Annotated in this window: 24 protein-coding genes and 1 other RNA gene; 3 read left to right on the top strand and 22 right to left on the bottom strand. The window is 41.3% G+C overall.

The features are described 5' to 3' along the window. Position 1: 1 nt before the first annotated feature. The 5 genes from fmt to P5Y91_RS06500 form a co-directional block, all read right to left on the bottom strand. Complete coding sequence (gene fmt / locus P5Y91_RS06520; RefSeq protein WP_070674509.1) at positions 2–937, bottom strand: methionyl-tRNA formyltransferase; 936 nt, start codon at positions 935–937, stop codon at positions 2–4. Between the two features lie 11 nt (positions 938–948). Next, on the bottom strand, positions 949–3,357 hold the full coding sequence (locus tag P5Y91_RS06515; protein WP_155125281.1) for a primosomal protein N': 2,409 nt from the start codon (positions 3,355–3,357) through the stop codon (positions 949–951). Positions 3,358–3,420: 63 nt separating this feature from the next. After that, a complete protein-coding gene (gene rpoZ, locus P5Y91_RS06510) occupies positions 3,421–3,735 on the bottom strand; it encodes a DNA-directed RNA polymerase subunit omega (protein ID WP_003010339.1) in 315 nt (104 codons plus the stop codon). 25 nt (positions 3,736–3,760) lie between these two features. Further along, positions 3,761–4,393, bottom strand: a complete 633-nt coding sequence (gene gmk, locus P5Y91_RS06505; RefSeq protein WP_003010341.1) for a guanylate kinase — start codon at positions 4,391–4,393, stop codon at positions 3,761–3,763. 106 nt (positions 4,394–4,499) lie between these two features. Beyond that, positions 4,500–6,107, bottom strand: a complete 1,608-nt coding sequence (locus P5Y91_RS06500; protein ID WP_049492366.1) for a ribonuclease Y — start codon at positions 6,105–6,107, stop codon at positions 4,500–4,502. Positions 6,108–6,341: 234 nt separating this feature from the next. On the opposite strand from P5Y91_RS06500, the gene P5Y91_RS06495 reads away from it, so the two are divergent. Then, on the top strand, positions 6,342–6,824 hold the full coding sequence (locus P5Y91_RS06495) for an S-ribosylhomocysteine lyase (RefSeq protein WP_024054576.1): 483 nt from the start codon (positions 6,342–6,344) through the stop codon (positions 6,822–6,824). A gap of 229 nt (positions 6,825–7,053) precedes the next feature. On the opposite strand, the gene P5Y91_RS06490 is transcribed toward P5Y91_RS06495, so the two are convergent. From P5Y91_RS06490 to P5Y91_RS06470, 5 genes are all read right to left on the bottom strand, one after another. Beyond that, a complete protein-coding gene (locus P5Y91_RS06490) occupies positions 7,054–8,478 on the bottom strand; it encodes a cell division site-positioning protein MapZ family protein (RefSeq protein WP_155125282.1) in 1,425 nt (474 codons plus the stop codon). An 11-nt stretch (positions 8,479–8,489) separates the two neighbouring features. After that, on the bottom strand, positions 8,490–9,647 hold the full coding sequence (locus tag P5Y91_RS06485) for a THUMP domain-containing class I SAM-dependent RNA methyltransferase (protein WP_155125283.1): 1,158 nt from the start codon (positions 9,645–9,647) through the stop codon (positions 8,490–8,492). Between the two features lie 66 nt (positions 9,648–9,713). Then, an RNA gene (gene rnpB, locus P5Y91_RS06480) (RNase P RNA component class B) lies at positions 9,714–10,079 on the bottom strand. A gap of 16 nt (positions 10,080–10,095) precedes the next feature. Then, the gene (gpsB, locus tag P5Y91_RS06475) at positions 10,096–10,437 is read right to left on the bottom strand and encodes a cell division regulator GpsB (RefSeq protein ID WP_049496141.1); all 342 of its coding nucleotides are present in this window, start codon (positions 10,435–10,437) and stop codon (positions 10,096–10,098) included. Positions 10,438–10,506: 69 nt separating this feature from the next. Continuing rightward, a complete protein-coding gene (locus P5Y91_RS06470) occupies positions 10,507–11,034 on the bottom strand; it encodes an SLOG family protein (protein ID WP_155125284.1) in 528 nt (175 codons plus the stop codon). Positions 11,035–11,098: 64 nt separating this feature from the next. On the opposite strand from P5Y91_RS06470, the gene recU reads away from it, so the two are divergent. Beyond that, complete coding sequence (recU, locus tag P5Y91_RS06465; RefSeq protein ID WP_003010355.1) at positions 11,099–11,692, top strand: Holliday junction resolvase RecU; 594 nt, start codon at positions 11,099–11,101, stop codon at positions 11,690–11,692. Further along, on the top strand, positions 11,693–13,810 hold the full coding sequence (gene pbp1a / locus P5Y91_RS06460) for a penicillin-binding protein PBP1A (protein WP_155125285.1): 2,118 nt from the start codon (positions 11,693–11,695) through the stop codon (positions 13,808–13,810). A gap of 152 nt (positions 13,811–13,962) precedes the next feature. Here the strand turns inward: pbp1a and pepC are convergent, their stop codons facing one another. From pepC to ftsL, 12 genes are all read right to left on the bottom strand, one after another. Further along, entirely contained in the window at positions 13,963–15,297 is a 1,335-nt protein-coding gene (pepC, locus tag P5Y91_RS06455) for an aminopeptidase C (RefSeq protein ID WP_049490968.1), read from the bottom strand. A gap of 67 nt (positions 15,298–15,364) precedes the next feature. Then, positions 15,365–15,916 carry a GNAT family N-acetyltransferase gene (locus P5Y91_RS06450; protein ID WP_049490969.1) on the bottom strand — a complete coding sequence of 184 codons (552 nt, stop codon included), beginning with the start codon at positions 15,914–15,916 and terminating at the stop codon, positions 15,365–15,367. Between the two features lie 209 nt (positions 15,917–16,125). Then, positions 16,126–16,950 (bottom strand): NAD(+) synthase, encoded by an 825-nt coding sequence (nadE, locus tag P5Y91_RS06445; protein ID WP_118398437.1) that lies wholly within the window; start codon positions 16,948–16,950, stop codon positions 16,126–16,128. Continuing rightward, positions 16,947–18,407: a nicotinate phosphoribosyltransferase gene (locus tag P5Y91_RS06440; RefSeq protein WP_049490970.1), complete on the bottom strand. Its 1,461-nt coding sequence runs from the start codon at positions 18,405–18,407 to the stop codon at positions 16,947–16,949. The genes nadE and P5Y91_RS06440 overlap by 4 nt, the downstream gene beginning before the upstream one ends. A 138-nt stretch (positions 18,408–18,545) precedes the next feature. Beyond that, the gene (trxB, locus tag P5Y91_RS06435) at positions 18,546–19,457 is read right to left on the bottom strand and encodes a thioredoxin-disulfide reductase (RefSeq protein ID WP_118398440.1); all 912 of its coding nucleotides are present in this window, start codon (positions 19,455–19,457) and stop codon (positions 18,546–18,548) included. A 58-nt stretch (positions 19,458–19,515) separates the two neighbouring features. Continuing rightward, entirely contained in the window at positions 19,516–19,743 is a 228-nt protein-coding gene (locus P5Y91_RS06430; RefSeq protein WP_003003995.1) for a DUF4059 family protein, read from the bottom strand. Between the two features lie 81 nt (positions 19,744–19,824). Next, positions 19,825–20,568: an amino acid ABC transporter ATP-binding protein gene (locus P5Y91_RS06425; RefSeq protein WP_003003991.1), complete on the bottom strand. Its 744-nt coding sequence runs from the start codon at positions 20,566–20,568 to the stop codon at positions 19,825–19,827. Next, a complete protein-coding gene (locus tag P5Y91_RS06420) occupies positions 20,568–21,368 on the bottom strand; it encodes an amino acid ABC transporter permease (RefSeq protein WP_277839169.1) in 801 nt (266 codons plus the stop codon). Before P5Y91_RS06420 ends, P5Y91_RS06425 begins: the two co-directional genes overlap by 1 nt. Positions 21,369–21,564: 196 nt before the next feature. Further along, positions 21,565–22,908 carry a DEAD/DEAH box helicase gene (locus tag P5Y91_RS06415; RefSeq protein WP_023920282.1) on the bottom strand — a complete coding sequence of 448 codons (1,344 nt, stop codon included), beginning with the start codon at positions 22,906–22,908 and terminating at the stop codon, positions 21,565–21,567. 134 nt (positions 22,909–23,042) lie between these two features. After that, entirely contained in the window at positions 23,043–24,035 is a 993-nt protein-coding gene (gene mraY, locus P5Y91_RS06410) for a phospho-N-acetylmuramoyl-pentapeptide-transferase (protein ID WP_070674540.1), read from the bottom strand. Between the two features lies 1 nt (position 24,036). Continuing rightward, a complete protein-coding gene (gene pbp2x, locus P5Y91_RS06405; RefSeq protein WP_223141314.1) occupies positions 24,037–26,319 on the bottom strand; it encodes a penicillin-binding protein PBP2X in 2,283 nt (760 codons plus the stop codon). Next, positions 26,312–26,647 carry a cell division protein FtsL gene (gene ftsL / locus P5Y91_RS06400; RefSeq protein WP_049485557.1) on the bottom strand — a complete coding sequence of 112 codons (336 nt, stop codon included), beginning with the start codon at positions 26,645–26,647 and terminating at the stop codon, positions 26,312–26,314. The genes pbp2x and ftsL overlap by 8 nt, the downstream gene beginning before the upstream one ends. Position 26,648: the final 1 nt, after the last annotated feature.

The following is a 26,648-nucleotide window of genomic DNA, read 5'->3' as shown; positions in this document are numbered from 1 at the left end:
TTTAACTTTCAAAGTGATCTCCTACTTTCAATTGACGGCCAGCGCCATTCAAAAAGTCTGTGATGGACATTTTTGGTTTTCCTGCCGGCTGCACAACTTTGAGGGACAATGCGCCTTCTCCTGCAGCGACCACCAACTCTTTTTTGGTCAAAGCAATCACTTCTCCTGGATTTCCATTTCCTTCGCATAGCTCTGCTTCATAAACTTTAAAGCGCTGACCATTTAATAACGTATGAGCAACTGGCCAAGGATTCATCCCCCGGATCTGGTTAAAGACTTGGCGATTGGTTTTGGTCCAGTCCAAAACCTCTTCTTCCGGTAAAATATTCGGTGAAAATGTGACCAAACTTGGATCTTGTGGACTTGGCTTGATCTCCCCTGCCAGGTATGCTGGCAAAGTATCTAGGAGTAGGTCACGTCCAAGGACAGACAATTTTTCAAACAAGGTTCCCACATTGTCCTCATCTAAAATTGGGAGAGAACGAGTTGCAATCATGTCTCCGGCATCCATTTCCTTGACCATTTCCATAATTGTAACCCCAGCTTCTTCATCACCATTGATCAAGGCATAGTGAATGGGAGCTCCACCTCTATATTTAGGCAATAAAGACGCGTGGACATTCACCGCAAATTGGAAGTTCTCCAACAATTTTGTCGGTAAAAATTGTCCAAAAGCAGCGGTCACAATTCCATCTGCATCTAGTGATAAGAGAGTTTCCATTTCTGGACTACCCGATAATTTCTCCGGCTGAAGAACCGGTAGTTGATGTTCCAAAGCTACCTGCTTCACCGGGGTCATTCGAATCTCTTTTTTGCGACCTACTTTGCGGTCGGGTTGAGTCACAACCGCCAGAATTTCATAGCGCGAATCTGCTAACAATCCCTTTAAAACAGTCGCTGAAAAATCAGGCGTTCCCATAAAAATTAATTTTGTCATTTCTTTCTTCCTTACATGAAACTTTGAGGTTCATTATCAATACTGACACGTAGATCTTGGTTGCCTCTTTCTTGCGTAAATTCTAAGATTTGATTCAAGACCTGTGTCATACCTACTTCAAAACGATATTTCACAATGATTTGATAATGATACAAATTATGTGTGCGTGCAATTGGTTTAGGTGTTGGTCCTAAGATTTGGACCTGATCAGATAAGCCAGATCGGAGAATTTCCATGACCTGATGTGACTTCTCCATCACCATTTCCTCACTCTTATGGGATAGGGTCACCCCAACTGTGAAGTAATAAGGCGTATAGCCTAACTGCCGGCGAATCTGCATTTCATAGGCAAAAAAGCCTTCATAATCTTGGTCTTTGGCAAATCGAATCGCATAATGATTGGGGTTGTAGCTTTGAATGATAACCTCTCCTTCTTTCTCTGCTCGTCCGGCCCTTCCTGCCACCTGAGTCAAGAGTTGAAAGGTTCTCTCAGAGGATCGATAATCCGGTAAATTTAAAGAAGTATCTGCATTCAAGACACCCACTAACGTCACATTTGGAAAATCCAGCCCCTTAGCAATCATTTGCGTCCCTAACAAAATATCCGCTTCTCCATTCCCGAAAGCATCTAATATTGCTGCGTGGCTCCCTTTTTTTCGAGTGGTATCCACATCCATGCGCAGAATTTTAGCTTCAGGAAAGATCTCTTGTAATTCATCATAGGCTTTTTGCGTTCCTGTCCCGTAATAACGAATGGAAGGACTTTGGCAATTTGGACAGTGTCGAGGAATCGCTTTGCTATAGCCACAATAATGACAGTTCATGGTTTTAGTATCCATGTGGAGGGTCAGTGAGATATCACAATTGGGACAAGTATCCACAGTTCCACACTCGCGACACATGACAAAGCTGGAATAACCACGGCGGTTCAACATCAAGACGACCTGCTCTTTTTTCTGCAAGCGATCAGCAATAGCTTCCACTAGAACCGGAGTGAAGTTACCAGCTTCATTTTGGCCAATATAATCACGGAAATCAACGACTTTAACTTCTGGAATTTTGGCTGCCGGATTGGCCCGTTGGGTGAGACGAATTAATTCATAAACCCCTTTTGTTGCACGAGCCCTCGATTCTAAACTTGGTGTAGCAGATCCAAGAAGCAAGACTGCTTGATTGTACTGAGCCCTTAGGACTGCGACTTCCCTTGCGTGGTAGCGTGGATTACTATCTTGTTTGTAGGAAGCCTCATGCTCCTCATCAATGATGATGGCTCCGATGTTTTTTAAAGGGGCAAAGATGGCTGAGCGCGCTCCAACGACTACCTTGGCCTCCCCACGTTCAACTTTTCGCCATTGATCATACTTCTCACCATTTGATAAGCCCGAGTGCAGAATAGCTACTTCCTGGCCAAAACGCGAGATAAAACGATCCGTCATCTGTGGCGTCAGGGAAATCTCAGGAACCAACATAATAGCCGTTTTCCCCTTATTTAGAACTTCTTGAATAATCTGCAGATAAACTTCTGTTTTCCCACTTCCAGTCACACCTTCTAGTAAAAAAGGTTTTGATGTTTTCCCAATTTGAGAAACTACTGTTTCGACAGCTTTTGCTTGCTCTGAATTTAAAAGCAGAGCCTGGGTCTGTTCTTTGCCTTCATAATATGCAGCCGCCCGATTCACTTCTCGTTCTGTAATTTCTAAAACACCCTGTTCGATAAAATAAGCTACCACTTCTCGTGAAAAATCCTGATACAATCCTGCTAAGGGTTGCTCCCCTTGCTCTAGTAACAGGCGCTCTTTCAATGCTAGCCTTTTTTTAGCTCTTCCTGATGGTTGAAGTTCTTTTAATCCTTCCTGGTTAACGCGATACCATTTTTCTGTTTTAATTTGTTTCCTATCCTTGGCCTTGTATTCAAGTACCAAATCTCCTTTTCTGACCAACCGCATCACTTGGGCTTGATCGGCCGCATCTAGAGAAGAAAAAGAAACTTCATTTTTTTCACCAAAAAGTTTCACTTTGAGAGTTGGATCTAAAGAAGGTTGAGGATACAAAATCTTATCATAACTCGAATTGAGGAGAGAAGGAAGCATGGTTTTTAAAATCGTGATCTTATAAGAAAAAACACTTTTTCGTAATTGATCTGCCAACCAGAACTGCTCTTGATTTAAGACCGGAGTGTAATCCAAGACCTCCACAATCGCTTTTAATTCCTCGCTTGTGTCTGCCTCTTCTAAAACATCTACCACAATCCCTTGAATGAGGCGATTCCCTTTACCAAAGGGGACATGAACTCGCATACCTGCCTCCACCATATCCTCAAATTCTAATGGAATCTGATAAGAATAGGGTTTATCTGTCTGCATCAATGGGACATCTACGATGACTTTTGCTATCACTTTTTCACCTCCAGCCTCTATCATATGAGCTTTACTTTATCACGGAACCCTTTAAATAGCAAAAAATAAGATTGAGAAGCCCCAACCTTAAATTTTTTCACCATCTTCTTTTTCTTTGGCAATTTGTTCCTTAATTTTGCGCTCTTCTTCTTCTTTGCGAATCCGCTCTGCTTCAATCCGACGACGAAGTGCTTCACGTTTTGCTTCTGGATCCGGGTGAACAACTACGTTTCCAGACTCGATTTCTTCAAGCGCTTGTAATGTTGATTTAACTGATTGGAATTCTTGAGTTGGTACTGCACCACTTTCCAATTCGTGGGCCCGTTTTGCCTCAAGAATAACCAATGAATATTTTGATGGTACTTTGTCAAGCAATGTATCAATAGAAGGTTTTAACATCATATTCCTATACCTAATTTCTAATTATTTATCTCTTCACAATAGTTTGTGTTTTTGGTAACATATCCAGATAATGGCCAATGACACGGTCTACACGGAAATGCTCTGCTTCGATCACACGTTTGACACGTTCAGCAGCAAGAGGAACCTGGTCGTTCACAATGGCGTAGTCATATTCACGCATCATGGCGATTTCTTCTTTTGCTTTTTCAATCCGTTGCGCAATAACTTCTGCACTATCTGTCCCGCGACCCACTAATCGATCTTGCAATTCATCCAAATCAGGCGGAGTTAAGAAAATAAAAACTGCATCTGGAACTTTCTTCTTTACTTGAAGGGCACCCTGAACTTCAATTTCAAGGAATACATCGATTCCCTTGTCCAAGGTTTCATTCACATAGGTTAAAGGAGTCCCATAGTAATTTCCAACGTACTCAGCGTACTCCAACATTTGCCCTTGACGGATCAAATCTTCAAATTCTTCACGTGTACGGAAAAAATAGTCGACACCATCCACTTCACCTGGACGTTGTGCACGCGTCGTCATCGATACAGAATACTGAAACTGATTGTCCGAGTTTTCAAAAATTTCTCGTCTGACCGTTCCTTTTCCAACCCCCGAAGGGCCAGAAAATACGATTAATAAGCCACGATCCGCCATGATTTCTCCTTCAATGTCTTTCTATCTAGTGTAACAAAAATCGGCCTAATTTTCAACTGATTTTTTCATTCAAAAAAGCTTGAGATGCTAGATCTCAAGCTTTTGTTTATTTTGCGTAATCTACTGCACGCAATTCTCGAATCACGGTAACCTTAATGTTTCCAGGATACTCAAGATTGGACTCGATCTTCTCACGAATATCATGAGCTAAGATCGTCACTTTATCATCCTTGATTGCCTCAGGGCTAACCATAATACGGATTTCACGACCCGCTTGAAGGGCGAAACTTGTCTTAACTCCTTCAAAACTATTTGCAATTTCTTCAAGATCTTGCAAGCGTTTGATGTAGCTTTCAAGTGACTCACTTCGTGCTCCAGGTCGAGCTGCACTCAAGGCATCCGCTGCAGCGACAATGACTGCGATGACACTTTCTGGTTCCACGTCACCATGGTGACTGGCAATGGTATTGACAACCACTGGGTGTTCCTTGTACTTCCGTGCCAATTCAGTTCCAATCTCGACGTGACTTCCTTCCACTTCACGGTCAATCGCTTTTCCGATATCATGTAAGAATCCTGCACGTCGTGCCAAGGTAGCATTTTCACCCAACTCGCTAGCAATAATACCAGAAAGTTTGGCAACTTCAATGGAGTGACGCAAAACGTTTTGACCATAAGAAGTACGGAATTGCAACCGTCCCATGATTTTCATCAAATCTGGATGGAGGTTTGGCGCACCAATTTCATAGGCAGCCGCCTCACCGTATTCACGAATACGATTGTCAATTTCCTGACGGTTCTTCTCAACCAGCTCTTCGATACGGGCTGGATGGATCCGACCATCTTTGAGAAGGCTCTCCATTGTCATGCGGGCAATTTCACGACGAATCGGATCAAACCCTGACAAGGTCACCACTTCAGGCGTATCATCAATAATCACATCGACACCTGTCAAGCTCTCAAAGGTACGAATGTTGCGACCTTCACGACCAATAATCCGACCCTTCATACTATCGTCTGGCAAATGAACGGTTGAGTTTGTTTGCTCAGCAACAAAATCACCCGCCATTCGCTGCATAGCTTGCACGAGAATGTCTTTTGCGATTTTATCAGAACGTTCTTTCACTTCCAATTCAGCATCACGAATCCGTGAGGCAATTTCTTTTGAAAGTTGCTCTTCCGTCTGACTCAAAATAATGTCACGCGCTTCTCCTTGACTTAGAGCAGCGACACGTTCCAGTTCTTCTACTTTCTTGTGTTCAAGCTCTTCCAGCTGTTGTTCCCGCGCATCAATGTGTTTAGTTCTATCTGTAAGACTTTGCTCTTTGTGTTCAAGAGACTGTTCTTTGCTTGTTAAAATGTCGTCTTTGCGATCAAGATTGCTAGCACGTTCTGCCAAACGGCTTTCTAATTGCTTCAATTCTTGTCGTTCTGACTTAAACTCAGCATCGACCTCTTCACGATATTTTCTGGCTTCTTCCTTTGCCTCCAAAAGTGCTTCTTTTTTAAGTGAACTTGACTCATGCTTCGCCTCTTTTAAAATTAAATCGGCTTCGCGTTCAGCCTGTCCACGTAAATTCGTTGCTTCTTGTTCAGCATTCAAAAGGGTGAGTTCCGCAGCCTCTTTTGAAGCTTTCATTTTAAGAGCAGTTCCCACATATCCAATGACTAAACCAATGACCGCGGCAAAAACACCTGTAATAACAAAATTCATGCTTTTACCCCAAATCTATTTAATTAGTTGAATTAAAAATTCTTTTACATTTTACCATAAATTACTAAAATTAACAATCTAAAAAAACAGGAAAAACCTTTTATATTTTTGCTTAATGCTTATTCTTTTATCGTCTTTTCTTTCATGGAACATCTGTGAGGAATTCATTTATTTCCACTTTGTTGAATCTGCTTTTTTATGCTATAATCAAGAAAAACAAAGAAGGATTTGAGTATGACAAAAGAAGTAATTGTTGAAAGTTTTGAATTGGACCACACGGCGGTGAAGGCTCCCTATGTACGCTTGATTGGGGAAGAAACTGGACCCAAAGGAGACATCATCTCTAACTTCGATATTCGTCTGGTGCAACCCAATGAAAATGCGATTCCAACTGCAGGGCTCCACACGATCGAGCACCTTCTTGCGATGCTTATTCGCAAACGCATCGATGGTATGATTGATTGTTCCCCATTTGGATGTCGCACCGGTTTTCATATGATCATGTGGGGACAGCATTCGAGTACGGAAATTGCTAAAGTGATTAAAGAATCTTTAGAAGAAATTGCATCAGTCAGCACTTGGGAGGATGTCCCAGGCACAACCATTGAGTCTTGTGGAAATTACAAGGACCACAGCCTCTTCTCAGCCAAAGAATGGTGTCGCTTGATTCTAGACCAAGGAATCTCAGATGATCCATTTGAACGTCATCTTGTTTAATACGAAAAAGAGGCTGGGACAAAAGTCCTAGCCTCTCAATTATTTTTGGATTGTCGAGCAAGACGCAGTGGTTGAGTGGGATCTACTACGCTGATTTCATCAGCTTTTACAGCCCTACTCAACTGTGCGGAGGTGGGACGACGAAATCGAATTCTAACGAATTACCGATTTCTGTCCCACTCTCTTTTTTGTTGTCATTTTTCCCAGAAAAGGGATGTCTGATCAAGCATTAATAATCCAGAGCATCTGAATGACCTTTTCCGTTTCCTACGAAATAACCAGTCTTGGCATTGATACTAAAGAGATAGGTTCCATCTGGTTTGAAGAGATTGTAATAGCCATTACCGTTAATGATATTGACACGCTCTAAAATGTATTGATTGCCAGTGATATGTCCACGTTTACGAGCAATATTCAATACTTTTTCAAGGATCCCATCACCAAATACCCAAGCCGGGTTATTGACATCATTGATAGCTGCTTGGTTATATGGCACACGGCTCAAGTTCCGTTGAAGTGGGACACCATCGCTTGGAAGACCGTACCCTGAATAGCCTGGGTTTGCCGTTCCTGCACTACCTGTAGCAGCATTGACAGCTGGGGCCGTAGGCGTTGCTGATTGAGCTGGGGCTGGAGTTGCATTAGAAGTATCTGTACCACCTGTTCCAGTCACTGGTGCCGGTGTCGCAACTTGTTGTGAACGTCCTTGCGCAACCGCTTCATTCAATAAGCTATCTAATTTTTCATTGCCTGTCTTTGTTTCTGCAAAGGTCGCATCACTTTTCGCTTTGGCAGTTGCATCAAGAACTCCATCTTTGATGACTGGAGAACTAAATTGAGAATTCACTTTTTGAATAGCAGAAACTTGCTTTACAAGGTCTTCATATTTTGTTTTAGCCGCATTATAATCACTGCTTCCTTCTAATTTGTCCAGCAGTTTCTTCAGATTTTCCAAGTCTCCGAATTTATCATTTTTAAGAGCACTTTTTGATTCATCTACAAAAAAGGCATCGTAGGCTTTGGTAAACTCTTCCAATTTTTGAGCTTGTGTTTCACTGCTACTTGATTTAGAAGTAGAAGATGACTTGCTAGATGAAGACGACACAACAGTTGTACCACCAGATTTTCCACGACTGTGCATCCAGTTATAGGTCACAAAAATGGCCGAACCGACAATCGCAAGACCTAATGCAGAGTATAGAACCGCTTTGATTCGTTTACCCGCATTGCTTGGTGTTTCCTCAGGAAGTTCCTCAGCTTCTACAATTGGTTCAGTTGGTGTGGGACCAAATTTAATCTTAGCAGGTAATTCAGTTGAGATAGCATCCATTTCAGGCCTTTGTTCCAAGACCGTTTCCGTCACTTCCGGCGCCTCCACTGCTTCAGCTACTTCAGCAACTGTTTCTGTAGCTGCCAACTCTTCAGCTTTAGCCAATTCTTCTTTGGCCAAAATCTTTGTGTCGTATTTTTCAGCTTCAATTTCTGCTCGGTGTTGTTTGATGTATTTGTCTAAGACATTATCACCTTCCGTTACACCTGCTTCGATTTCTTCTGCCTTTCGATTGGCCTGCCCAATCGTCATCTCTTTAGCATCTTCAAAATCTAAAATTGATTCTGTTTCTTGCTCTAATGGCTTTTTATCCTTCTCTGTCATAAAAATCCTTTCTATGCCTTAATCTGCCGTTTTACTCGTTCCCCAAAATATTGGTAGAGATCAACTTTTAGGGTTCCGTTATAAAGTTTTCGTTTTTTATCTGCTTTACCACCGAATTTAGATTCAAAACCTTCATCACTGGTTAAGATAAATTTACTCCAGGTTTTGAGAGGTGCAAATACGTGCCCCATTTCAGTATACAATTTCGTCACACCTTCATCATCAGATAAGCGTTCTCCATATGGAGGGTTGGAGATAATCACCCCGTTGATCTTATCTGAGTGAAGATCTTGGACTCGCATCTGTTTGAAAGTAATATCACTGCTAACGCCCGCTTTCTGTGCATTTTCTTTGGCAATCTCAACCATCCGTGCATCGATATCAGTTCCCATAATATCCAATTCGATCTCGCGATTGATTTTTCTGCTTGCTTCTTGACGGACTTCATGAATCAAGCGATCATCCATCCAGTTCCATTCTTCAAAAGAAAAGGTCCTACGTAAACCAGGTGCCATATTTCTCGCAATCATCGCCGCCTCAATACAAAACGTTCCAGAACCACATGTCGGGTCAATCAAGGGTTTATCTGGATACCAGTTTGACAGCAGAAGAATTGCTGCTGCCATATTTTCCTTAATAGGGGCTCCCCCTTTTTCAGTCCGATAACCACGTTTGAAGAGGCTACTACCAGTGGTGTCAATCAAGACAGTGGCTTGATCTTTAAGGATCGATACTTCAATCTTGAACTCTGCCCCATTTTCCATGAGAGGAACACCTTCTGGCCGGGCATAATGTTTTTGTAACTTTTTAACCACTGCTTTTTTCGAAATGGCCTGAACGCTAGGTTCATTATGAAGTTTTGATTTGACACATTTAGCCTTAGAAATAGGAAAACGTGCTCCTAAAGGCAAATAATTTTCCCAATCCAAAGCAAAGACACCTTGAAAGAGTTCTTCGAAGGTTTTGGCTGGAAAAGTCCCAACCACAATTTTCACTCGATCAGCCGCTCGCAACCAGAGGTTGGTTTCTATGATTGCTCGACGGTCTCCTTGAAATCGAACCCGTCCATTTTCAACCTGGCAATCGTAGCCAAGATCGCGTAGTTCTCGACCAACAACAGCCTCTATACCAGCAGCGGCCGTTGCAATCAATTCAAATTGTTTTTTCATCTTATTCCTATCACTTTAAAAAAGGAGGTTGAGATCTCTCTCCACCTCATCAACCTATATGCAATTTTCTATAAGCCATGTTTTGTTCCAGAAATGACTAGGTACCATTTCCTTTGATAATCATCTGTCTACTGTTTCCAGTCAGAATGCTATGTTCGTTTCCACGCATTCCATGCCCCGACCAAAGTTTGGGTTGCTAGCTTGAGGGGTTTACCGCGTTCCACTTTTTAGGTTTCCCTAAAAACTACGTCACTGTGGCACTTTCAGAGTTACTAGAGCTTATCCTTAGACTTAGCTCCTTCACTCGCCGTAACTTGAATACCAAGTCCCTAGGCTTATGGATTCACCTAGCACAAACACTACAGGCATCACAGCCTGTGCTAGCATGGACTTTCCTCATGAGAGGATTCTCTCACGCGATTATCCAAAAATTGCACAATCTATGGGATTAATAATCGCGATCTACGATCTGTTTCCCAAAAACTTCTTTTTCCAAACGATTGAGACGTTTGAGAATATCAAAGTTCGTCGCTGTTGTCACTTGCGGGTATTCTTGCGTAGCAGTGCTAGCAATCGGAGATGTTTGTGGTGTTTCCTGTGCTTTTTGGGCAAGTTCTTCACGAAGGCGGGCGTTTTCTTCACGCAATTCCTTCACCAAAGCAGCATAGGTTTCATAGTCTTTTATGACATCATCCAAAAATTCATTTACTTCATCTTTATTATAACCACGAACTTCTCGTTTGAAATCTTGATCAAAAATATCTTTCGCAGTAAAAATAATACTCGCCATTACTCTCTCCAATCTAGTTCATCATCTCAATTATATAAAAAAATGGTAAGAAAAATCAAGGTATAACACTTAGTTTTCGTAAAAATTTTCAGCAAGTTCATTTAAGTCATCAAAACTTAATTGTTTGACATAAAATGGTTCTTTTTCTACCATCATTTTGTAAAGATATTTTAAATTGGTTTCATTTTCTGAATCATAAAAAACATAAGCTCCATCCGCGTTATCTATCAAAAACTGATTGTATTCTTTTAGTTGACCCGGATTGCTATAGTGTGGATAGGCATATTTCACGAAATCCACCTGTTTGAAGCGTGCTAATAATTCCTGATTGCTTTCATTCCAATTTTCGCCAACATTCTCAAATAAGAAGATCGTCGCCATTTGAAAATCGTAATCTTTTTTTAATGCAAAGGCGACCTCTAGTACCCAAGCCTCAAATCCCAAATTACCAGAAAAGACCAGCCATTTCACTCCTTCTTCAAATAGACGACGAAGATCTCTTTCAATAGCTTTTTTGATAATGGCCAGTCGTGGGTCTTTATTAGAAAAGACTCCCACATCGAAACTCTTATAACCTGCAACAAGTATGGTATTCATTTTTTCCTCATTATTCTAATTTATGATATAATAGAGTGATGTAATTGTACCAATAAGGAGAACTATGGTCAACTATCCACATAAAGTAGCCAAAAAAACCTTGGTCTCTACACAAAGGAAACATCCAGTCGACTTTGCGAATCGTGGGATGACATTTGAAAAAATGATCAATGAAAGCAATCAATACTATCTTTCTCGAGGTCTAGCAGTCATCCATAAAAAACCAACACCGATTCAAATCGTGAAAGTGGATTATCCACGTCGCAGTCGGGCAAAGATTGTTGAAGCCTATTTCAGGCAAGCCTCAACGACGGACTATTCTGGAGTATACAAGGGACGCTATATCGATTTTGAAGCTAAGGAAACACAGCAAAAGCAATCCATGCCGATGAAAAATTTTCATCAACATCAGATCGATCATATGGAGGCGGTTGTCCAGCAAGGCGGTATCTGTTTCGTTCTCTTGCATTTTGCAAAGTTGAGTGAAACCTACTTACTTCCTGCTCCTGCATTAATTCACTATTACAACATCGATCATGGTAGTAAATCCATGCCCCTCTCCTATATTCAGGAGCACGGCTTTCTAGTAGATAAGAATCGACTTCCGAGCGTTCCTTATCTTGATATTATCGAACAGAAACTTCTAGGCGGTATTTAAATGAATAAACAAACAGTCATTCAATGGTTGAAATATGTTGCGATCGCAGCCATTTCATTTTTCTTACTTTTATTTGTCCTTGGCGGACTGATATTTGGTTATTATGCCATGAAAGCACCAACCTTATCTGAAAAAGATTTGGTTGCAACAACATCTAGTAAGATCTATGACAACCAAAATAACTTGATCGCAGATTTGGGGGCTGAGAAACGAATCAACGTCTCAGCCAATGAAATTCCTACTGATTTGGTCAATGCTATTGTAGCGATTGAAGACCACCGTTTCTTCAATCACCGTGGGGTCGACATCATTCGGATCGGCGGTTCCTTCCTTCACAACTTGCGAGGAGGAAGCCAAGGTGGATCAACCTTGACGCAACAATTGATCAAATTAACCTATTTCTCTACTTCGGCCTCTGACCGTACCCTCTCTCGTAAGATTCAAGAAGCTTGGTTAGCAACTCAACTAGAAAAGAAAGCAACCAAACAAGAAATATTGACCTATTACGTTAATAAAGTATTTATGGCGAATGGGAACTATGGAATGCAGACAGCTGCAAAAAGCTATTATGGAAAAGACCTAAAAGATCTATCGCTCCCTCAAGTAGCGCTTCTAGCAGGGATGCCTCAAGCGCCGAACCAATACGATCCTTATTCTCATCCCGAAGCGGCACTTCAACGCCGAAACTTAGTTTTAAAAGAAATGCTCGATATGAAGTCCATTTCCAATAAACAATACGAAGCGGCAGTGAATACACCTGTTACAGATGGTCTTCAAAGTCTTAGCTCTTCAAGCAGTTATCCAGCTTATATGGATAATTACCTAAAAGAAGTGATCGAGCAAGTCGAAGAAGAAACGGGCTACAATTTGTTGACAACCGGAATGGATGTCTATACAAACGTGGATACAGAAGCTCAAAAGAAACTATGGGATATCTACAATACAGATGAATATGTCAATTACCCGGATGATGAAATGCAAGTAGCTTCTACCGTTATTGATGTCAATACTGGTAAAGTCATTGCTCAGCTGGGTTCTCGTCACCAATCCAGCAATGTTTCCTTTGGTACAAACCAAGCGGTTGAAACGAACCGTGACTGGGGTTCATCAATGAAACCAATCACAGATTACGCACCAGCTCTTGAACATGAGGAATATACCTCTACAGCAGCTACTACAACAGATGCGCCATACAACTTCCCTCATTCATCAACGCCTGTCTACAACTGGGACCGTTCATACTATGGTAGCATGTCCATTACCTACGCAATTCAACAATCTCGTAACGTGCCTGCGGTGAAGGCCCTGGAAAAAGTTGGTCTTAAACAAGCTAAGAAATTCCTCAATGGATTAGGGATCGATTACCCAGAAATGGTTTACGCCAACGCTATCTCGAGTAACACTAGCGATTCTAGCAACAAATACGGAGCCAGCAGTGAGAAAATGGCAGCTGCCTATGCTGCTTTTGCCAATGGCGGTACCTATTACAAACCATCCTATGTTAGTCGGGTTGTCTTTAGTGATGGCACAACCAAGGAATTTGAGTCCGAAGGAACTCGTGCAATGAAAGCAACAACTGCCTACATGATGACAGATATGATGAAGACAGTTCTCTTGTCTGGTACCGGTACAAATGCTGCCATTTCGGGAATCTACCAAGCTGGTAAGACTGGTACATCAAACTATGATGATAACGAGGTCAATAAGTTAACAAAAAATATAGGTTATTCAAGTATTGTGACACCAGATGAATTATTCGTAGGATACACACCTGAATATGCTATGGCCGTCTGGACGGGTTATTCCAATCGCTTTACACCAGTATTGGATAATGGAATACAGGTCGCAACGGATGTCTACCGTCAAATGATGCTCTATCTTGCTAATAATAATAACTCTGGTCATACGGATTGGACGCAACCAAGTGGACTGTATCGAAGTGGTTCTTATCTCTACTTAAACAATGGTAAGAACAACTACAATAACTACTACTATGAGCCAAGTTATTCCACTGATCAGTATTCGTATGAAGAACCATCGTCTAGCTCTTCGAACGAAGAAAATCCATCTAAACCATCTGAGCCTTCTTCACAAGAATCTAACAATCATAACGAATAATATAACAGAGAAGTCGGGCTTTTCGCCCGGCTTTTTTTTAACAATGGTTAAAAAACCAGAACGAATAAAATCTGATTTATTTAGTTAGACTTCCCAGCTTTTTTATTTTTGAGTATATAAAAAAAAGAGCCTTTCGGCTCTTTTCTGTATCATTATTTTGCCAAAGCTCCCATTGGATCCCACGGTGCTAGGACAATTGGTTCTGCTTCATAGGCTGCTAATTCGTCTGCTGTTAGGAATTCTTTACGAACCACGATTTGGTAGGTATATTCATCCATCCAAGCATCAGAAGCCACAAAGTAACCATCTGTACCGACCTTGTCTCCCCATGAATTTTCAACCTTCCATTTACGAGACTGACCTGCTTCGTCTAAATCAACCCCTGTCAAGACCATAGCATGTGTCATGAGACTTTCTGCATAGTCCAAGCGACCCGCCTTGTCTTGTGTCAAATGAATGTCCATGCCTGCTTCAAAATCGTAGACATCTGTTGCCAGGATTCCGGCTTTACGGTTGCTGACTTGGCCTACATCTGAACCAAACCAGACAGTTTCCCCTGCTTTCATTTGAGCAATGGCTAATTCTTTCAATCGATCCATTGGAACATTTAGGTAGCGGACTGGACGGCTACCAACAACATTGCCCAGCATATCTACGGTGTAAGAATTTCCATATGGCTTGTCTGTAGTTGGGGCATTGATAATAGAGACGTAATCGTCTAATTGAAGGTCTACATATTTTTTGTAGAAGCTTTGTGGAGTTAAACCACTTTCACTATGGAATTGGTTGTCCTTATCACGGTATGAAAAGTCAAATTCACGTGGAGGCAATCCTAAAGACATAGCCAAGAAGTTAAAAATTTCTTGCAACAGCGCTTGTTTCTTGCTCGCAACTGCCTCACTATCTGCGCCTGAGTGAATCAAATCACGCAAGATTTGCGCATCTTGACGCAAGAGTTTATTGAGGTAGGTGTTCAATTCCCGGCTATTGCTTGAAGAAATCGATTCTGGATAAACTGATTTTGGAACCACTCCGTATTTCTCAAAGAGAGATACCACCATATCCCATTGACCGCCATCTTGTTGTGGGGTTTGTAGGAGAAAAGCCACCTTACGGCTGGTCAATTCTTGGTCTGCTGTAGCAATCACTTGCTCCAAAAACCAGTTTGATTTTTCATACTTATCCCAAAAGAAAGTATGTGCTTGAGACAATTCAAAATCCTCCAATTGGAAGCTTGAAATCATCTTGTGACGGAAGGTATTTAAAGCCGCAAACATCCAACAACGTCCAGATGCTTTTTGGTTTGTCACCTTATCCTTGGTCAAATCAAGTGAAAAAACTGGTGTATTTTCTACTGCACTCTTGCGCGTTTCAAGCGATGCATGGATCCCATTGTGGGTAACAGCATTTTCAAGAGCCGCATATTTCACATTTGCTTCATAATTAGCATAGAGCTGGTCTGTAAATTCTTTCGTTAATTCTGACATAGCAATCTCCTTTTTTCGTTATTTACTATTATAATCCTTTGAGCAGAATCTTCAAGTAAAAATCACCCTATAGAGAGGGATTCTGTATAGAATAGATGATTTTATCCCCACAATATCCTTTGCGTTGAATGGCATGAGGGATGGTTTCTACATACTGCATTCCTGTCTTTTCCATGACTTTCCCTGAAGCAGGATTTAAACTGACATAAGTGGCTTTGATTTCTTTAAATCCGACTTCGTTCAATAAGAAAGCCAAAACAGCTATGACGGCTTCTGTCATGAATCCCTGCCCCCAGAATTTCTTGCCAAGGATATAACCTAGCTCGCATGATTGACTTTCCGGGTCCTGAGAAACCACACTAATATCTCCAATTACCTGATCCGGTGATGTTTTCAAACAAATCGCCCATTTATAAGTATCTGATTTACGATACTGTTCGATCCATCTTTTGATCGATTCTCTAGTTCTCTCAGAAGATGCATGGGCATCCCAAGTGACATATTTCAGGGTTTCAGGATCAGAAGCCCAATTTTCAAACATCGCTGATGCATCCTCCAAAACGAAAGGCCTCATGTATAAACGCTCCGTCTCTATGACAAGACTTCCAAGATGCTTCATAGATTGTCTCCCTTCATTTTTTCATGCAACTTGAACTTTGCAAGTTGGTTACTTTAATCTAGAAGAAAAGGACGGATGAAACCGCCCTTCTTTTTAATGCTTTTCACAATATTGTATGGTGAGACTACGAAATCGAACTCTACGAGTTACCGATTTCTACCTCGTTCTCCTATTTTAAGACTCGGGCTAAAAAGGTCCACTGGACCTTTTTACTCCCAAAAATGATCAAATACTGTGATTGGCAAGTGGCGTTTGTGTTGGCCTTTGTACCACCATTTTTCAATAGTGGCTTGAGCTTCTGGACTCACTTGTTTGCCTTCTAGGTAATCATCAATTTCATTATAGGTGACACCCAGTGCTACTTCATCTGCTATTCCTGGTTTTTCTTCTTCCAAATCTGCTGTTGGGATTTTCTCATAAAGAGCAGGATCGGCTCCTAAGGCCTTAAGCAATTGTTTTCCTTGGCGTTTATTCAAACGGAAAAGGGGTAAAATATCTGCACCACCATCTCCAAATTTTGTGAAGAAACCAGTAATATTTTCTGCAGCATGATCCGTTCCAATCACCGCTCCGCTGCGTGCTCCAGCTAGAGCATACTGAGCAACCATGCGACTGCGAGCCTTAATATTGCCTTTGTTAAAATCAGAAACCTCTGTTCCAGTCGCTTCTACTGCTCGTACCATTTCGTCAGCAGACTCCTTGATATTCACAACCAGGCTAACATCCGGCTGGATAAAGGCCAATGCTTTTTGTGCATCTGCTTCATCTGCTTGTACCCCATAAGGAAGACGAACGGCAATAAATTGATAGGAGGCATCTCCTGTTTCTGCACGCATTTCTTCCATGGCTAATTGAGCTAATCGTCCAGCAAGAGTTGAATCTTGTCCTCCTGAGATCCCTAATACAAATGTTTTCAAGAAGGGATGTTTTTTTAGATATCTTTTTAAGAAATCAACCGAGCGGCGAATCTCTTCCTGAGGATCAATGCTAGGCTTGACACCCAATTGTTGGATAATCTCTTCTTGCAAACTCATTTTGCTTCTCCTTCTCCATTGGCCTTGTTACGCATTTCCTCGATCAGATCCATCTTATCCTGCCAAATATCTTTGGCCAAGTCAACTGGGTAATGCTGTGGATTGAGAACGCGCTTGTATTCATCCCATAATTGATCGTAATTTTTACGAGCATATTCTTGAATTTCTGATAATGTTGGCAGTTGATAAACCAATTGACCCTCTTTAAAAATATCCACTAAAAGAGGAACCGCCTCAAAGTTTCGGACTGTTTTATTAATGTAGGTATAAGTTGGATGGAACATTTTAAGTTCTGTCAGTTGTGAAACATCTACTCCATCGTAAGTGATGTAGTCCCCTTCTGACTTACCTTTTTCACGGCTGGTAATCCGCCAGACTTGCTTTTTACCTGGTGTAGAAACTTTCTCTGCATTATTGGAAAGCTTGATGGTATTGATCATCTCTCCTGCTTCGTTTTCAACAGAGACAATTTTGTATACCGCTCCAAGCGCTGGTTGATCGTAAGCTGTAATTAACTTGGTTCCTACACCCCAAACATCAATTTTTGCTTTTTGCATTTTTAAGTTGAGGATGGTATTTTCATCCAAGTCATTAGAAGCGTAGATTTTAGCATTTGTAAACCCAGCCTCATCTAATTGCTGGCGAACCTTTTTAGAAATATAAGCAATATCTCCTGAGTCAATCCGGACGCCTAGGAAATTGATCTTATCTCCCATTTCACGCGCTACCTGAATAGCTGCTGGTACCCCAATACGAAGCGTATCATAGGTATCGACGAGGAAGACACAATCTTTATGGGTTTCCGCATAAGCTTTAAAGGCTTGATAGTCATTCCCATATACTTGTACAAGAGAATGGGCATGGGTTCCTAAAACTGGGATTCCAAAGAGTTTTCCTGCACGAACATTACTAGTTCCATTGGCCCCTCCGATGACTGCTGCACGAGTTCCCCAAATGGCCGCATCCATTTCTTGCGCACGACGTGTTCCAAATTCCATCAAAGGCTCATCTTCAATGACCGAACGAATACGAGCAGCTTTTGTTGCAATCAAGGTTTGAAAGTTGACGATATTCAAAAGGGCTGTTTCCACCAATTGACACTGAGCTAAAGGGCCCTCTACCTGAACAATTGGTTCATTCGCAAAGACTAAGTCTCCTTCTTGAGCCGATCGTACCGTCAATTCCAACTTGAGATCACGAAGATATTCCAAGAAGGCCCCATGATAACCAAGTGACTCTAAATAGGCAATATCGCTCTCAGAAAAACTCAAGTTTTCCAAGTATTTCACAATTCTCTCTAAGCCAGCAAATACAGCGTAACCGTTTTTAAAAGGCTGTTGACGAAAATACACTTCAAATACAGCATGTTTATTGTGGATACCTTGATCAAAATAGACTTGCATCATGTTGATTTGGTATAAATCAGTATGCAAAGTTAAACTGTCATCTGGATACATATGTATACCTCTTTTTTATTGATTTGTTCTATGAATTCCTACCATAAAATTAGTACCATTATAGCACATTTCAGCTCTATTGAATACTGAAAGGAAAGCATGAAAAAAATCTGAGACAGGAAGCTCAGATTTTTTGGATTAAAAGTTTTCTGTGATATATTTATAAACTTCTTGGCCAGCAATCGCACCGTCTCCGACGGCTGTCGTCACTTGACGCAAATCTTTTTGACGAACATCGCCAACCGCAAAAATACCTGGGACTGTGGTTCTCATATGATCATCCGTGACCACCCAGCCATTTTCATCTAAAATACCAAGTTCTGTCGCAAATTCACTGACAGGATCTAAACCGACATAGATAAAGACACCACCGAAGGCTTGCTCTCTAACCTCTCCTGTCTTCACATCTTTTAAAAGGACAGACGTTACTTTTTGTTCACCCTTAATTTCTTCAACAACTGTATTCCAAGCAAAGTGAATTTTATCATTGGCAAAGGCACGATCTTGAAGAACTTTTTGAGCACGCAATTGATCACGACGATGGGCAATGGTCACTGTTTTTGCAAACTGAGTCAAAAAAACAGCTTCTTCTACCGCAGAATCGCCTCCACCAACGACCAAGAGATCCTCGTCTCTAAAGAAAGCTCCATCACAAACAGCACAGTAGGAAACCCCTCTACTATTCAGCTCCTCTTCACCAGGGACATTTAATAAACGGTGGTTGGAACCTGTTGCAATCACAATAGTTTTAGCTTCAAATTCTCCGTCATCTGTGACAATCTTTTTGGTTGCTCCGAGGTCTTCGATGCACTCTACATGACCAAACAAATGTTCCACACCAAGATTCTCCAAAGGCTCGAACATTTTTTCAGCCAAGTCTGGGCCACTAATATTCGCATAGCCAGGATAGTTTTCAATGTCAGACGTATTGTTCATTTGACCGCCTGGAATTCCTCTCTCAATCAATGCGACTTTTAAATTGCTTCGTGCTGCATAAAGGGCAGCAGTCATCCCTGCAGGACCTGCTCCAATAATCACTGTATCAAACATACTCAACCTCTTTCTGTTTCGTTGTAACCATTATAATTCTAACACGGTCTTTTTGCAATTATCGTGCTTGAAAGATAAACAAAATCCCTATGACCGCAAAGGTTAAAATAGGAATCGTCATGATATCAATTAAGAGGATATCATACAAATGGGCTTGTCGTTGCTTGGCTGTTTTATCTTTCTTCTTAAGGGCACGGTAGCCAATCCAAATACAAGAAGCGATCCCAACTAAAATCGTTGTCGTCACTAAACTTTGTAAATATAAGGACAATAATTTATTTAACATCACGACTCCAAATATTTTTACATTTTCAGAAAACAAACCCAGCTAGCATCGCCAGCTGAGTCTTACCTCTCCTCTATTATATCAAACATAGGTCCGTTTGTAACTAGCAAAGAATTCTTTTGTCCGTTCTTCTTTTGGATGTTGCATGATTTCCTCTGGTGTTCCAGATTCAATAATCCGTCCTTTATCCAAAAATAGGACCTTATCTGCTACTTGCGCTACAAAAGACATATCATGGCTGACCAGTACCATGGTTTGTCCTGATTTTGCTGCATTGGCAATGGATTTTTCAACTTCTCCAACCAATTCTGGATCCAAGGCTGAAGTCGGTTCATCCAGTAAAAGAACTTCTGGTTTCATAGCCAAGGCACGAGCCAAAGCCACACGTTGTTTTTGTCCACCTGAGAGGTGACGAGGATAGTGATTTTCACGATCCGATAAACCGACTTTTGCCAGTTCTTCTCGAGCAATTTTCGTTGCTTCTTGATCGGATAGGCCCTTCACAACAATGAGCCCTTCTTTCACATTTTCAAGAGCTGTTTTTCTACCAAACAAATTAAACTGTTGGAACACCATGGCCAATTTTCTTCTTAAGGTTAAGATTTGATCTTGGGTAATGTGCTCAAAATCAACCTCGAAATCATCAATCTTAATTCTACCGCTATCTGGTGCTTCCAAATAGTTTAAACTGCGTAAGAAGGTTGATTTACCAGCTCCCGAAGACCCGATTAGGGCCACGACTTCCCCTTTTTGAATTTCCAAACTTAGATTATTTAAAACCTTTTGACCTGAAAATGTCTTTGATAATTCTGAAATATAAATCATTAAATCCGGACCTCCTGATCTGGTAAATCAATTGCTACGGGAGTCTCAATATCCAGTCGACGTTCAATGTGACGGCCTAGTATTTCAATGAGAATATTCACAATCCAGTAAACAATCGATACCGTGATAAAGCGTTCAAAGTACTTCAAATCGGTCCCCCCAATAATCCGTGCTTGAGCAAAAATTTCAACTACACTGGCACTAAAGGCTAGCGAGGTCCCCTTGGTCAAGCCAATGAGAGAATTGATTAAGGTTGGAGTTGCAACGACTGCTGCATTGGGAATAATAATCCGGCGATAAACTTGACGGTTGGTCATTCCAAGACTACGCGCTGCCTCAATTTCACCAGGATCAACCGATAAAATGGCTGCCCGGATGGTCTCACTCGCATAAGCTGCCTCATTAAAGGCAAGAGCTACAATTGCAAATAACTCAGCTGGAATGGCATTAATATTAAAAGCTGTTCCATAAGACTGATTGATCGCTTTTAAAATAAGAGGAATCCCATAATAGGTCAACATCAACTGAACCAACAAAGGAGTCCCCCGTAAAAAACTGACAAAAACAGCTTGAATCGGGTAAAGAATTCGTACACGATTAATTTTGACCAGAGCAAAAATCATGGCAAAAATAATCCCAAAAAATGCGCCTCCTAGGGCTAATAAAATCGTCACAGGCAATTTCCCTATGACAGCCGGAAATGCATCCAATACGGCTCTCAAACTAAACAGCTTGCTATCTGGAACGTGTTTTAAAAAGTCAGCATACCAGTTGGCAGTTAAAAGATTAGTTGTAAACATTTTTGTTACTTCCTTTCTCGAACATAAACATTCTATCACATTCACTATCGGAATTCCAAAAATTGCTACAGAAATAGAAAAATGATAGACTACTCAAATTTAGTCTATCATAATTTTAGACAAGTTCCTAATAGTTTTTCTTTATGGAGTTCATAAAGAAAATCTATGTTTTCTTCTGAACATTTGAAAGAAGGGGTTAGAAAGTTTGACGTTTGGCCTTTCGTTCGGCCCGACCACGCGCACGGTTTTCAGCTCGCTTAGCTTTTCTCCGCTTTTCATCAACTGCCCATTTGATTTTTTTCTTGTAGCCTGGTTTGATTTTTTTCTTTTTCTTCTTCACCAGACCAATCATTTCGATGTCGAGTTTCTCTTGCTTTTTCTCACGATTCGCCCGTCTGTCCCGATCATAAGTATCTTCAATAACCCCATTTTTCAACACTTTCGGTACGAAACGAATTCCCATTTTTTCTAGTTCACGGATATCTGAATCATCACTTGGTTGGTAAAGAGTAATAGCGACACCTGGTAGACCATTGCGCCCTGTCCGGCCAACACGGTGAACAAAGAAGGAAAGATCTTGTGGAATAGCATCGTTGATGACATGACTCACCCCTTCGATATCAATTCCACGAGCCGCCAAATCGGTGGCCACAATATACTCAAAATCAAGATTTTTAACCTGATTCATGATTCGTTTCCGTTCACGTGGTGGGATATCTCCGTGAATCTTTGCCACTTTCAATCCCTGAGCCACCAAATAGGCATGGAGATCATCTGCTCTCGTTTTGGTATTAACGAAAATCATGGCCAAATAAGGTTGCAAGGTCTTGGTCAATTGGTAAATTTGCTCATTTTTATCCCGACCCTTGGTGGAAACCAGCCAATTATCGATGGTATCTGAAATCACCGTCTTAGTCTTAATTTGCTCCATGACTGGGTTTGAGAGATATTTTTTCAAGAAAGGCTGCAATTTTTGCGGAATGGTGGCTGAAAAAACTAAAAATTGCAGTTGTTGCGGAAGCCTTGAAGCAATCTTATCCACAGTAGACAAGAATCCCATGTCCAGTGTCATATCTGCCTCATCTACCACAAAAGTATGGGCCTTATGAATAGCCAGATCACCCGATGCAACCAGATCATAAATCCGGCCTGGAGTTCCAATCACGATATGTGGTTGTTTGACCTGCAGTTTTTCAATCTGACGGCTTTTATCCGTTCCTCCAACATAATTTACAATCCGAATCTCTTTTTCAGAATGACTAGCGATTTGACGAGCAGCTTGGTAAATTTGCGTCGCCAACTCCCGACTAGGAGCCGTGATGACCGCTTCTACTTGTTGGCTGTCTTCATTTAAGGTTTGAAAAATCGGCAAGAGGAAAGTATGGGTTTTCCCAGAACCTGTCTTTGACTCTCCTACCAAATCATTTCCAGCTAGGACAATCGGAATTAGTTTTTCCTGTACTTCGGTTGCTTCTCTAAAATTGATTTCTTTCAGTGCCTCTTGAATATAAGGCTTAAAATTAAACTCTGTAAATTTCATTTTCTCAGTTCCTTTCATGATCTCTATTATTATATCAGAAAAGCTGTCTTCTTGCCTCTCTTATGAGTCATTTTTCCTAACCAGCGAAGTCTCTCTGAGTCAGTAAAAAAACGATGGGCAAGCCCACCGTCGTTTTATAGGTAGAGAAGAACTAGAGTCACGACACTTGTCACCAAGGCAATGCTCCACATAAAGGCATCCACTTTCCATTCTGACCAGTTTCGGCCATTGCCAGAAAGGCCACCCAATTCTAAATGATGGTGGAAAGGAGTCATTCGGAAAATCCGACGTCCTTCCCCGTACCGTTTCTTGCTCCATTTGAAATAGGTCACTTGTAGCATCACTGAACCTGTTTCAATAACATAGACCAGACCAATTAAGAGCAGCGTCCACTCAACATGCAAAGCCATTGACAAGGCTGCAAGCATCCCTCCAAGAGCTAGACTACCGACATCTCCCATAAAGATTTTAGCCGGCTTGTGGTTGAAGACAAAGAATCCTAGCAAGGCCCCAATCATACTCAAGGTGACAAAGAGAATGTCCCATTTCCCTTGCATATAGGCAATAAAGGAATAGGCACTCAGGCTAATGGCAACGGAGATGCTGGCTAATCCATCGATCCCATCTGTCAAATTGACAGCATTTGAGAAACCAACCAACCAAAATAAAGCAAAGAGAATGTAGAAATGGCCCAAGTAAAGTTCATATCCGAAAACATTCAAAAGGCTTCCTGCACCGTGGCGTTCAGAAAAAATATAGAAGATGATTCCACCAACAAGTTGAAGGGCCAATTTTTGTTTTGGATTGAGACCTTCATTAATCTTACGAAAGACTTTTAAAAAGTCATCCAAAAATCCAACAATTCCATATAGAATCAAGATAAATAGAATCAGTTGAACAGGGCGCGTGAAATTTCCAGTCAATACGGTAACGACAAAACTAACTAGAACGGCTGTAATGAGAAATACAACTCCACCCATTGTCGGAGTGCCAGCTTTCGCTTTGTGTTGTTTCACATCTTCGTGCATTTGTTGCCCGGAAATATGAGCACGATGGTAAAATCGAATAAAGGCTGGAATAGCAGCCACTGTTAATAGAAACGATACAAGGATCGTAGCAATATACATCTTAGTCTCCTAATGTTAACGTAATCTTTTTAGTTTTATTGAGTGAGGTGTTCATTTTGACACTTTGTTTGGTTACTTTCTTTCCACTACCTTTATAGGTAATCTCAATTCCAGTCCATTCTCCAAAGATGTCCGCATTTTTCTTTGTCCAACCGTACATATCTGGAACCGCATCAAAGTCTTCTGTCAATAACAATACTTGCTGATTGGCTTTGACTTTAGAGCCTACATCCACAGACATCTTGCGGATATTTTTCCCGGTTCCTAGGACAATTGGTTGCACCAAATTGCGACGCAATTCCTCTGAATAAGCACCTGGGCTCAGATTTTGTTTCAGATTCAACTCCTTAGAGAGAGTTTCTACTGAAGGGATTTTGTAGGTCGTTTCTTTGGTCACATCATCCAAAGTTGGTGCCTCTGATGTTAGATGCAATTCGTCTTTTAAAGCAACTGCATCTTCCAAAATAGGATTGACCAGCTCTTCCCAGCTGGTGAATGAGAATTTCACTTCTGGTTGTTGGACCGTCACATACATGATGAATTCAGGATCTTCTGCAGGTGTCATGGCTACAACCGAGTAGATATAATCATTTTCTCCTTGCAAGTATCCTTGATCTGTCGCCATTTGGGCAGTCCCTGATTTCACCGCAACGTTTTGACCGGGTACCTGAATGATGGGTCCATCACTGTACAAGGTTCCATACTCTGGATCTGTTCCGACGGTGATCATATAGTTCCGTGTCTGTTGTGCAGCTGATCCTGAAACTGGTTTTCCAACAACTTCTTTTTTTGATTTGCGGGCTGTGTCTGATTTTTTATCGTAAATAGCACTAATAAACTTCGGCTCCAACATTTGTCCATCATTAGCGATGGCACTAAAGGCCCGTAACATTTGGGTTTGACTGACGGAAATCCCTTGACCGAAGGAAGACATGGCCTGACTGACATAGTTATCCCCTGGAAGACCCCCGTAAGCTTCATTTCCCATTCCAAAACGGGTCGGAAGACCGAATTTAAAGCGGGTTAGGTAGTCCATCCAGACAGCATTTCCCATCTTTTGCTCCAAGCGGGTCATCCCCACGTTACTTGAGTAAGCAAAGCCTTGTGCGATATTCATATAGCGACCTTCAGACAGTCCCATATTGACATCCCAGTCACGGATCGTCGCATCTTTTACTTGTAGTTCGTTACTGTAGTATACTTCATTATAGGCTGGGAAGGTTCCATGATCAATCGCCGAAGCTAATAACATGACCTTCATCGTTGAACCCGGTTCATATTGATCTTGATAAAGGATGGTATTCCAGGTTTTCAAGTTTTTCAGATCCAACCCTTGTTTGGTATCCGCATTATAGGATGGACGTTGCGTTGTCGCCAGGATTTCTCCAGTTTTTGCACTCACAAGAGTCGCACTAACATACTTTCCTTTTACTTTTTCTTGGAAAACATCCATTCGCGTCTCAAGGTAGGTTTGTAATTCTGCTGAAATGGTCGTATAGACATCTTTTCCATCTTCTGTTTTGACAGAAACCTTATCTGAACCAGGAACGATATTCCCGTTTCGGTCTTTGTCATAGGTGATAACCCCATTTTGACCAGCGAGAATACGATCGAGGGATTTCTCCATCCCTGATTGCCCCTTCAGGGTTTTATTCCCCTCTTTATCTTCTTGAAGAGAGGCCTGACCTATAAATTGAGAGGCAAAAACCCCATTTTTATAGCTCCGATTTGGACTAGTTGTAAAGGCAACCCCTTCAATCTTCGCCGCTTCCATGGCCTCACGGATGGCCGTCATATTGCTATAAGTTATGCCGTTTCCGTTCGAGCCAAAAGAAACTTGTTTCAATTTCTTTTGCGACAACTGTTGAATGACGTAATCCTCATCCATCCCTAAGTACTGCTTAAAGATTTCTGCTACTTTTTTAAATTGGCTCTCTTCTACATAGAGGATTTTCCCAGTTGCTGATTTGTACTTTTTATCAATAATAGCATAAACGTTATAGGTCGTCGCATCTTCAGCAATTACTGCTCCATTTCGGTCGTAGATCGTTCCACGTTTTGCAGGAACAATGACCGTCTGCTCATGGACTTTTTTGGCTTGATCCGATAAGGTTACACCAAATTTTTTGTCAGTCCCAATGATCATTGCAAAATTAATCAGAAAGAGAAAAAAGAGGAAAATCGCCAGTACACTGAGATTTTTCCCAACTTGTTTTCGGTTCTGATCCGGCAAGCGACGTTTCTTTATCGAATACCCGATCAATAATTTTTTGAATTTATTCATCACTACTTGCACTCACTGTTTTTCGATTTTCTTTTTGCAGCTTCATTCCTTGGGAGCTAGCCAACTGTGATAAGCGGTCATAACGTGTTAATTCATTGACCTCTTGACGAACATCTGCCAATTCCGTCTTCTTGGCTTCTAGTTCCGTATTCAAATCCGTCAATTCACTTTGAACTTGTAAAATCCGTGTCTGCATAAAGACGATACTAATGGCTAAAATCACAGCTGTTAAGACAATCGACCCATAAAAAGCCTTTTCTACTCTAGAGAAACGGCGAAAGCGGTCTTGCAGTATCTGTGTTCTTGTTCTCTCATCTCTTGCTGCCATA

Source organism: Streptococcus taoyuanensis, from assembly GCF_029589235.1.
GTDB lineage: Bacteria > Bacillota > Bacilli > Lactobacillales > Streptococcaceae > Streptococcus > Streptococcus taoyuanensis.
Note: the sequence above shows the minus strand (reverse complement) of the source record. Positions and strands in the feature narration are given on the sequence as shown.

Excerpts from the sequence above, each read along its gene's own strand:
- fmt (WP_070674509.1), bottom strand. The coding sequence starts at position 937 with ATGACAAAATTAATTTTTATGGGAACGCCTGATTTTTCAGCGACTGTT.
- P5Y91_RS06515 (WP_155125281.1), bottom strand. The coding sequence starts at position 3,357 with ATGATAGAGGCTGGAGGTGAAAAAGTGATAGCAAAAGTCATCGTAGAT.
- rpoZ (WP_003010339.1), bottom strand. The coding sequence starts at position 3,735 with ATGATGTTAAAACCTTCTATTGATACATTGCTTGACAAAGTACCATCA.
- gmk (WP_003010341.1), bottom strand. The coding sequence starts at position 4,393 with ATGGCGGATCGTGGCTTATTAATCGTATTTTCTGGCCCTTCGGGGGTT.
- P5Y91_RS06500 (WP_049492366.1), bottom strand. The coding sequence starts at position 6,107 with ATGAATTTTGTTATTACAGGTGTTTTTGCCGCGGTCATTGGTTTAGTC.
- P5Y91_RS06495 (WP_024054576.1), top strand. The coding sequence starts at position 6,342 with ATGACAAAAGAAGTAATTGTTGAAAGTTTTGAATTGGACCACACGGCG.
- P5Y91_RS06490 (WP_155125282.1), bottom strand. The coding sequence starts at position 8,478 with ATGACAGAGAAGGATAAAAAGCCATTAGAGCAAGAAACAGAATCAATT.
- P5Y91_RS06485 (WP_155125283.1), bottom strand. The coding sequence starts at position 9,647 with ATGAAAAAACAATTTGAATTGATTGCAACGGCCGCTGCTGGTATAGAG.
- gpsB (WP_049496141.1), bottom strand. The coding sequence starts at position 10,437 with ATGGCGAGTATTATTTTTACTGCGAAAGATATTTTTGATCAAGATTTC.
- P5Y91_RS06470 (WP_155125284.1), bottom strand. The coding sequence starts at position 11,034 with ATGAATACCATACTTGTTGCAGGTTATAAGAGTTTCGATGTGGGAGTC.
- recU (WP_003010355.1), top strand. The coding sequence starts at position 11,099 with ATGGTCAACTATCCACATAAAGTAGCCAAAAAAACCTTGGTCTCTACA.
- pbp1a (WP_155125285.1), top strand. The coding sequence starts at position 11,693 with ATGAATAAACAAACAGTCATTCAATGGTTGAAATATGTTGCGATCGCA.
- pepC (WP_049490968.1), bottom strand. The coding sequence starts at position 15,297 with ATGTCAGAATTAACGAAAGAATTTACAGACCAGCTCTATGCTAATTAT.
- P5Y91_RS06450 (WP_049490969.1), bottom strand. The coding sequence starts at position 15,916 with ATGAAGCATCTTGGAAGTCTTGTCATAGAGACGGAGCGTTTATACATG.
- nadE (WP_118398437.1), bottom strand. The coding sequence starts at position 16,950 with ATGAGTTTGCAAGAAGAGATTATCCAACAATTGGGTGTCAAGCCTAGC.
- P5Y91_RS06440 (WP_049490970.1), bottom strand. The coding sequence starts at position 18,407 with ATGTATCCAGATGACAGTTTAACTTTGCATACTGATTTATACCAAATC.
- trxB (WP_118398440.1), bottom strand. The coding sequence starts at position 19,457 with ATGTTTGATACAGTGATTATTGGAGCAGGTCCTGCAGGGATGACTGCT.
- P5Y91_RS06430 (WP_003003995.1), bottom strand. The coding sequence starts at position 19,743 with ATGTTAAATAAATTATTGTCCTTATATTTACAAAGTTTAGTGACGACA.
- P5Y91_RS06425 (WP_003003991.1), bottom strand. The coding sequence starts at position 20,568 with ATGATTTATATTTCAGAATTATCAAAGACATTTTCAGGTCAAAAGGTT.
- P5Y91_RS06420 (WP_277839169.1), bottom strand. The coding sequence starts at position 21,368 with ATGTTTACAACTAATCTTTTAACTGCCAACTGGTATGCTGACTTTTTA.
- P5Y91_RS06415 (WP_023920282.1), bottom strand. The coding sequence starts at position 22,908 with ATGAAATTTACAGAGTTTAATTTTAAGCCTTATATTCAAGAGGCACTG.
- mraY (WP_070674540.1), bottom strand. The coding sequence starts at position 24,035 with ATGTATATTGCTACGATCCTTGTATCGTTTCTATTAACAGTGGCTGCT.
- pbp2x (WP_223141314.1), bottom strand. The coding sequence starts at position 26,319 with ATGAATAAATTCAAAAAATTATTGATCGGGTATTCGATAAAGAAACGT.
- ftsL (WP_049485557.1), bottom strand. The coding sequence starts at position 26,647 with ATGGCAGCAAGAGATGAGAGAACAAGAACACAGATACTGCAAGACCGC.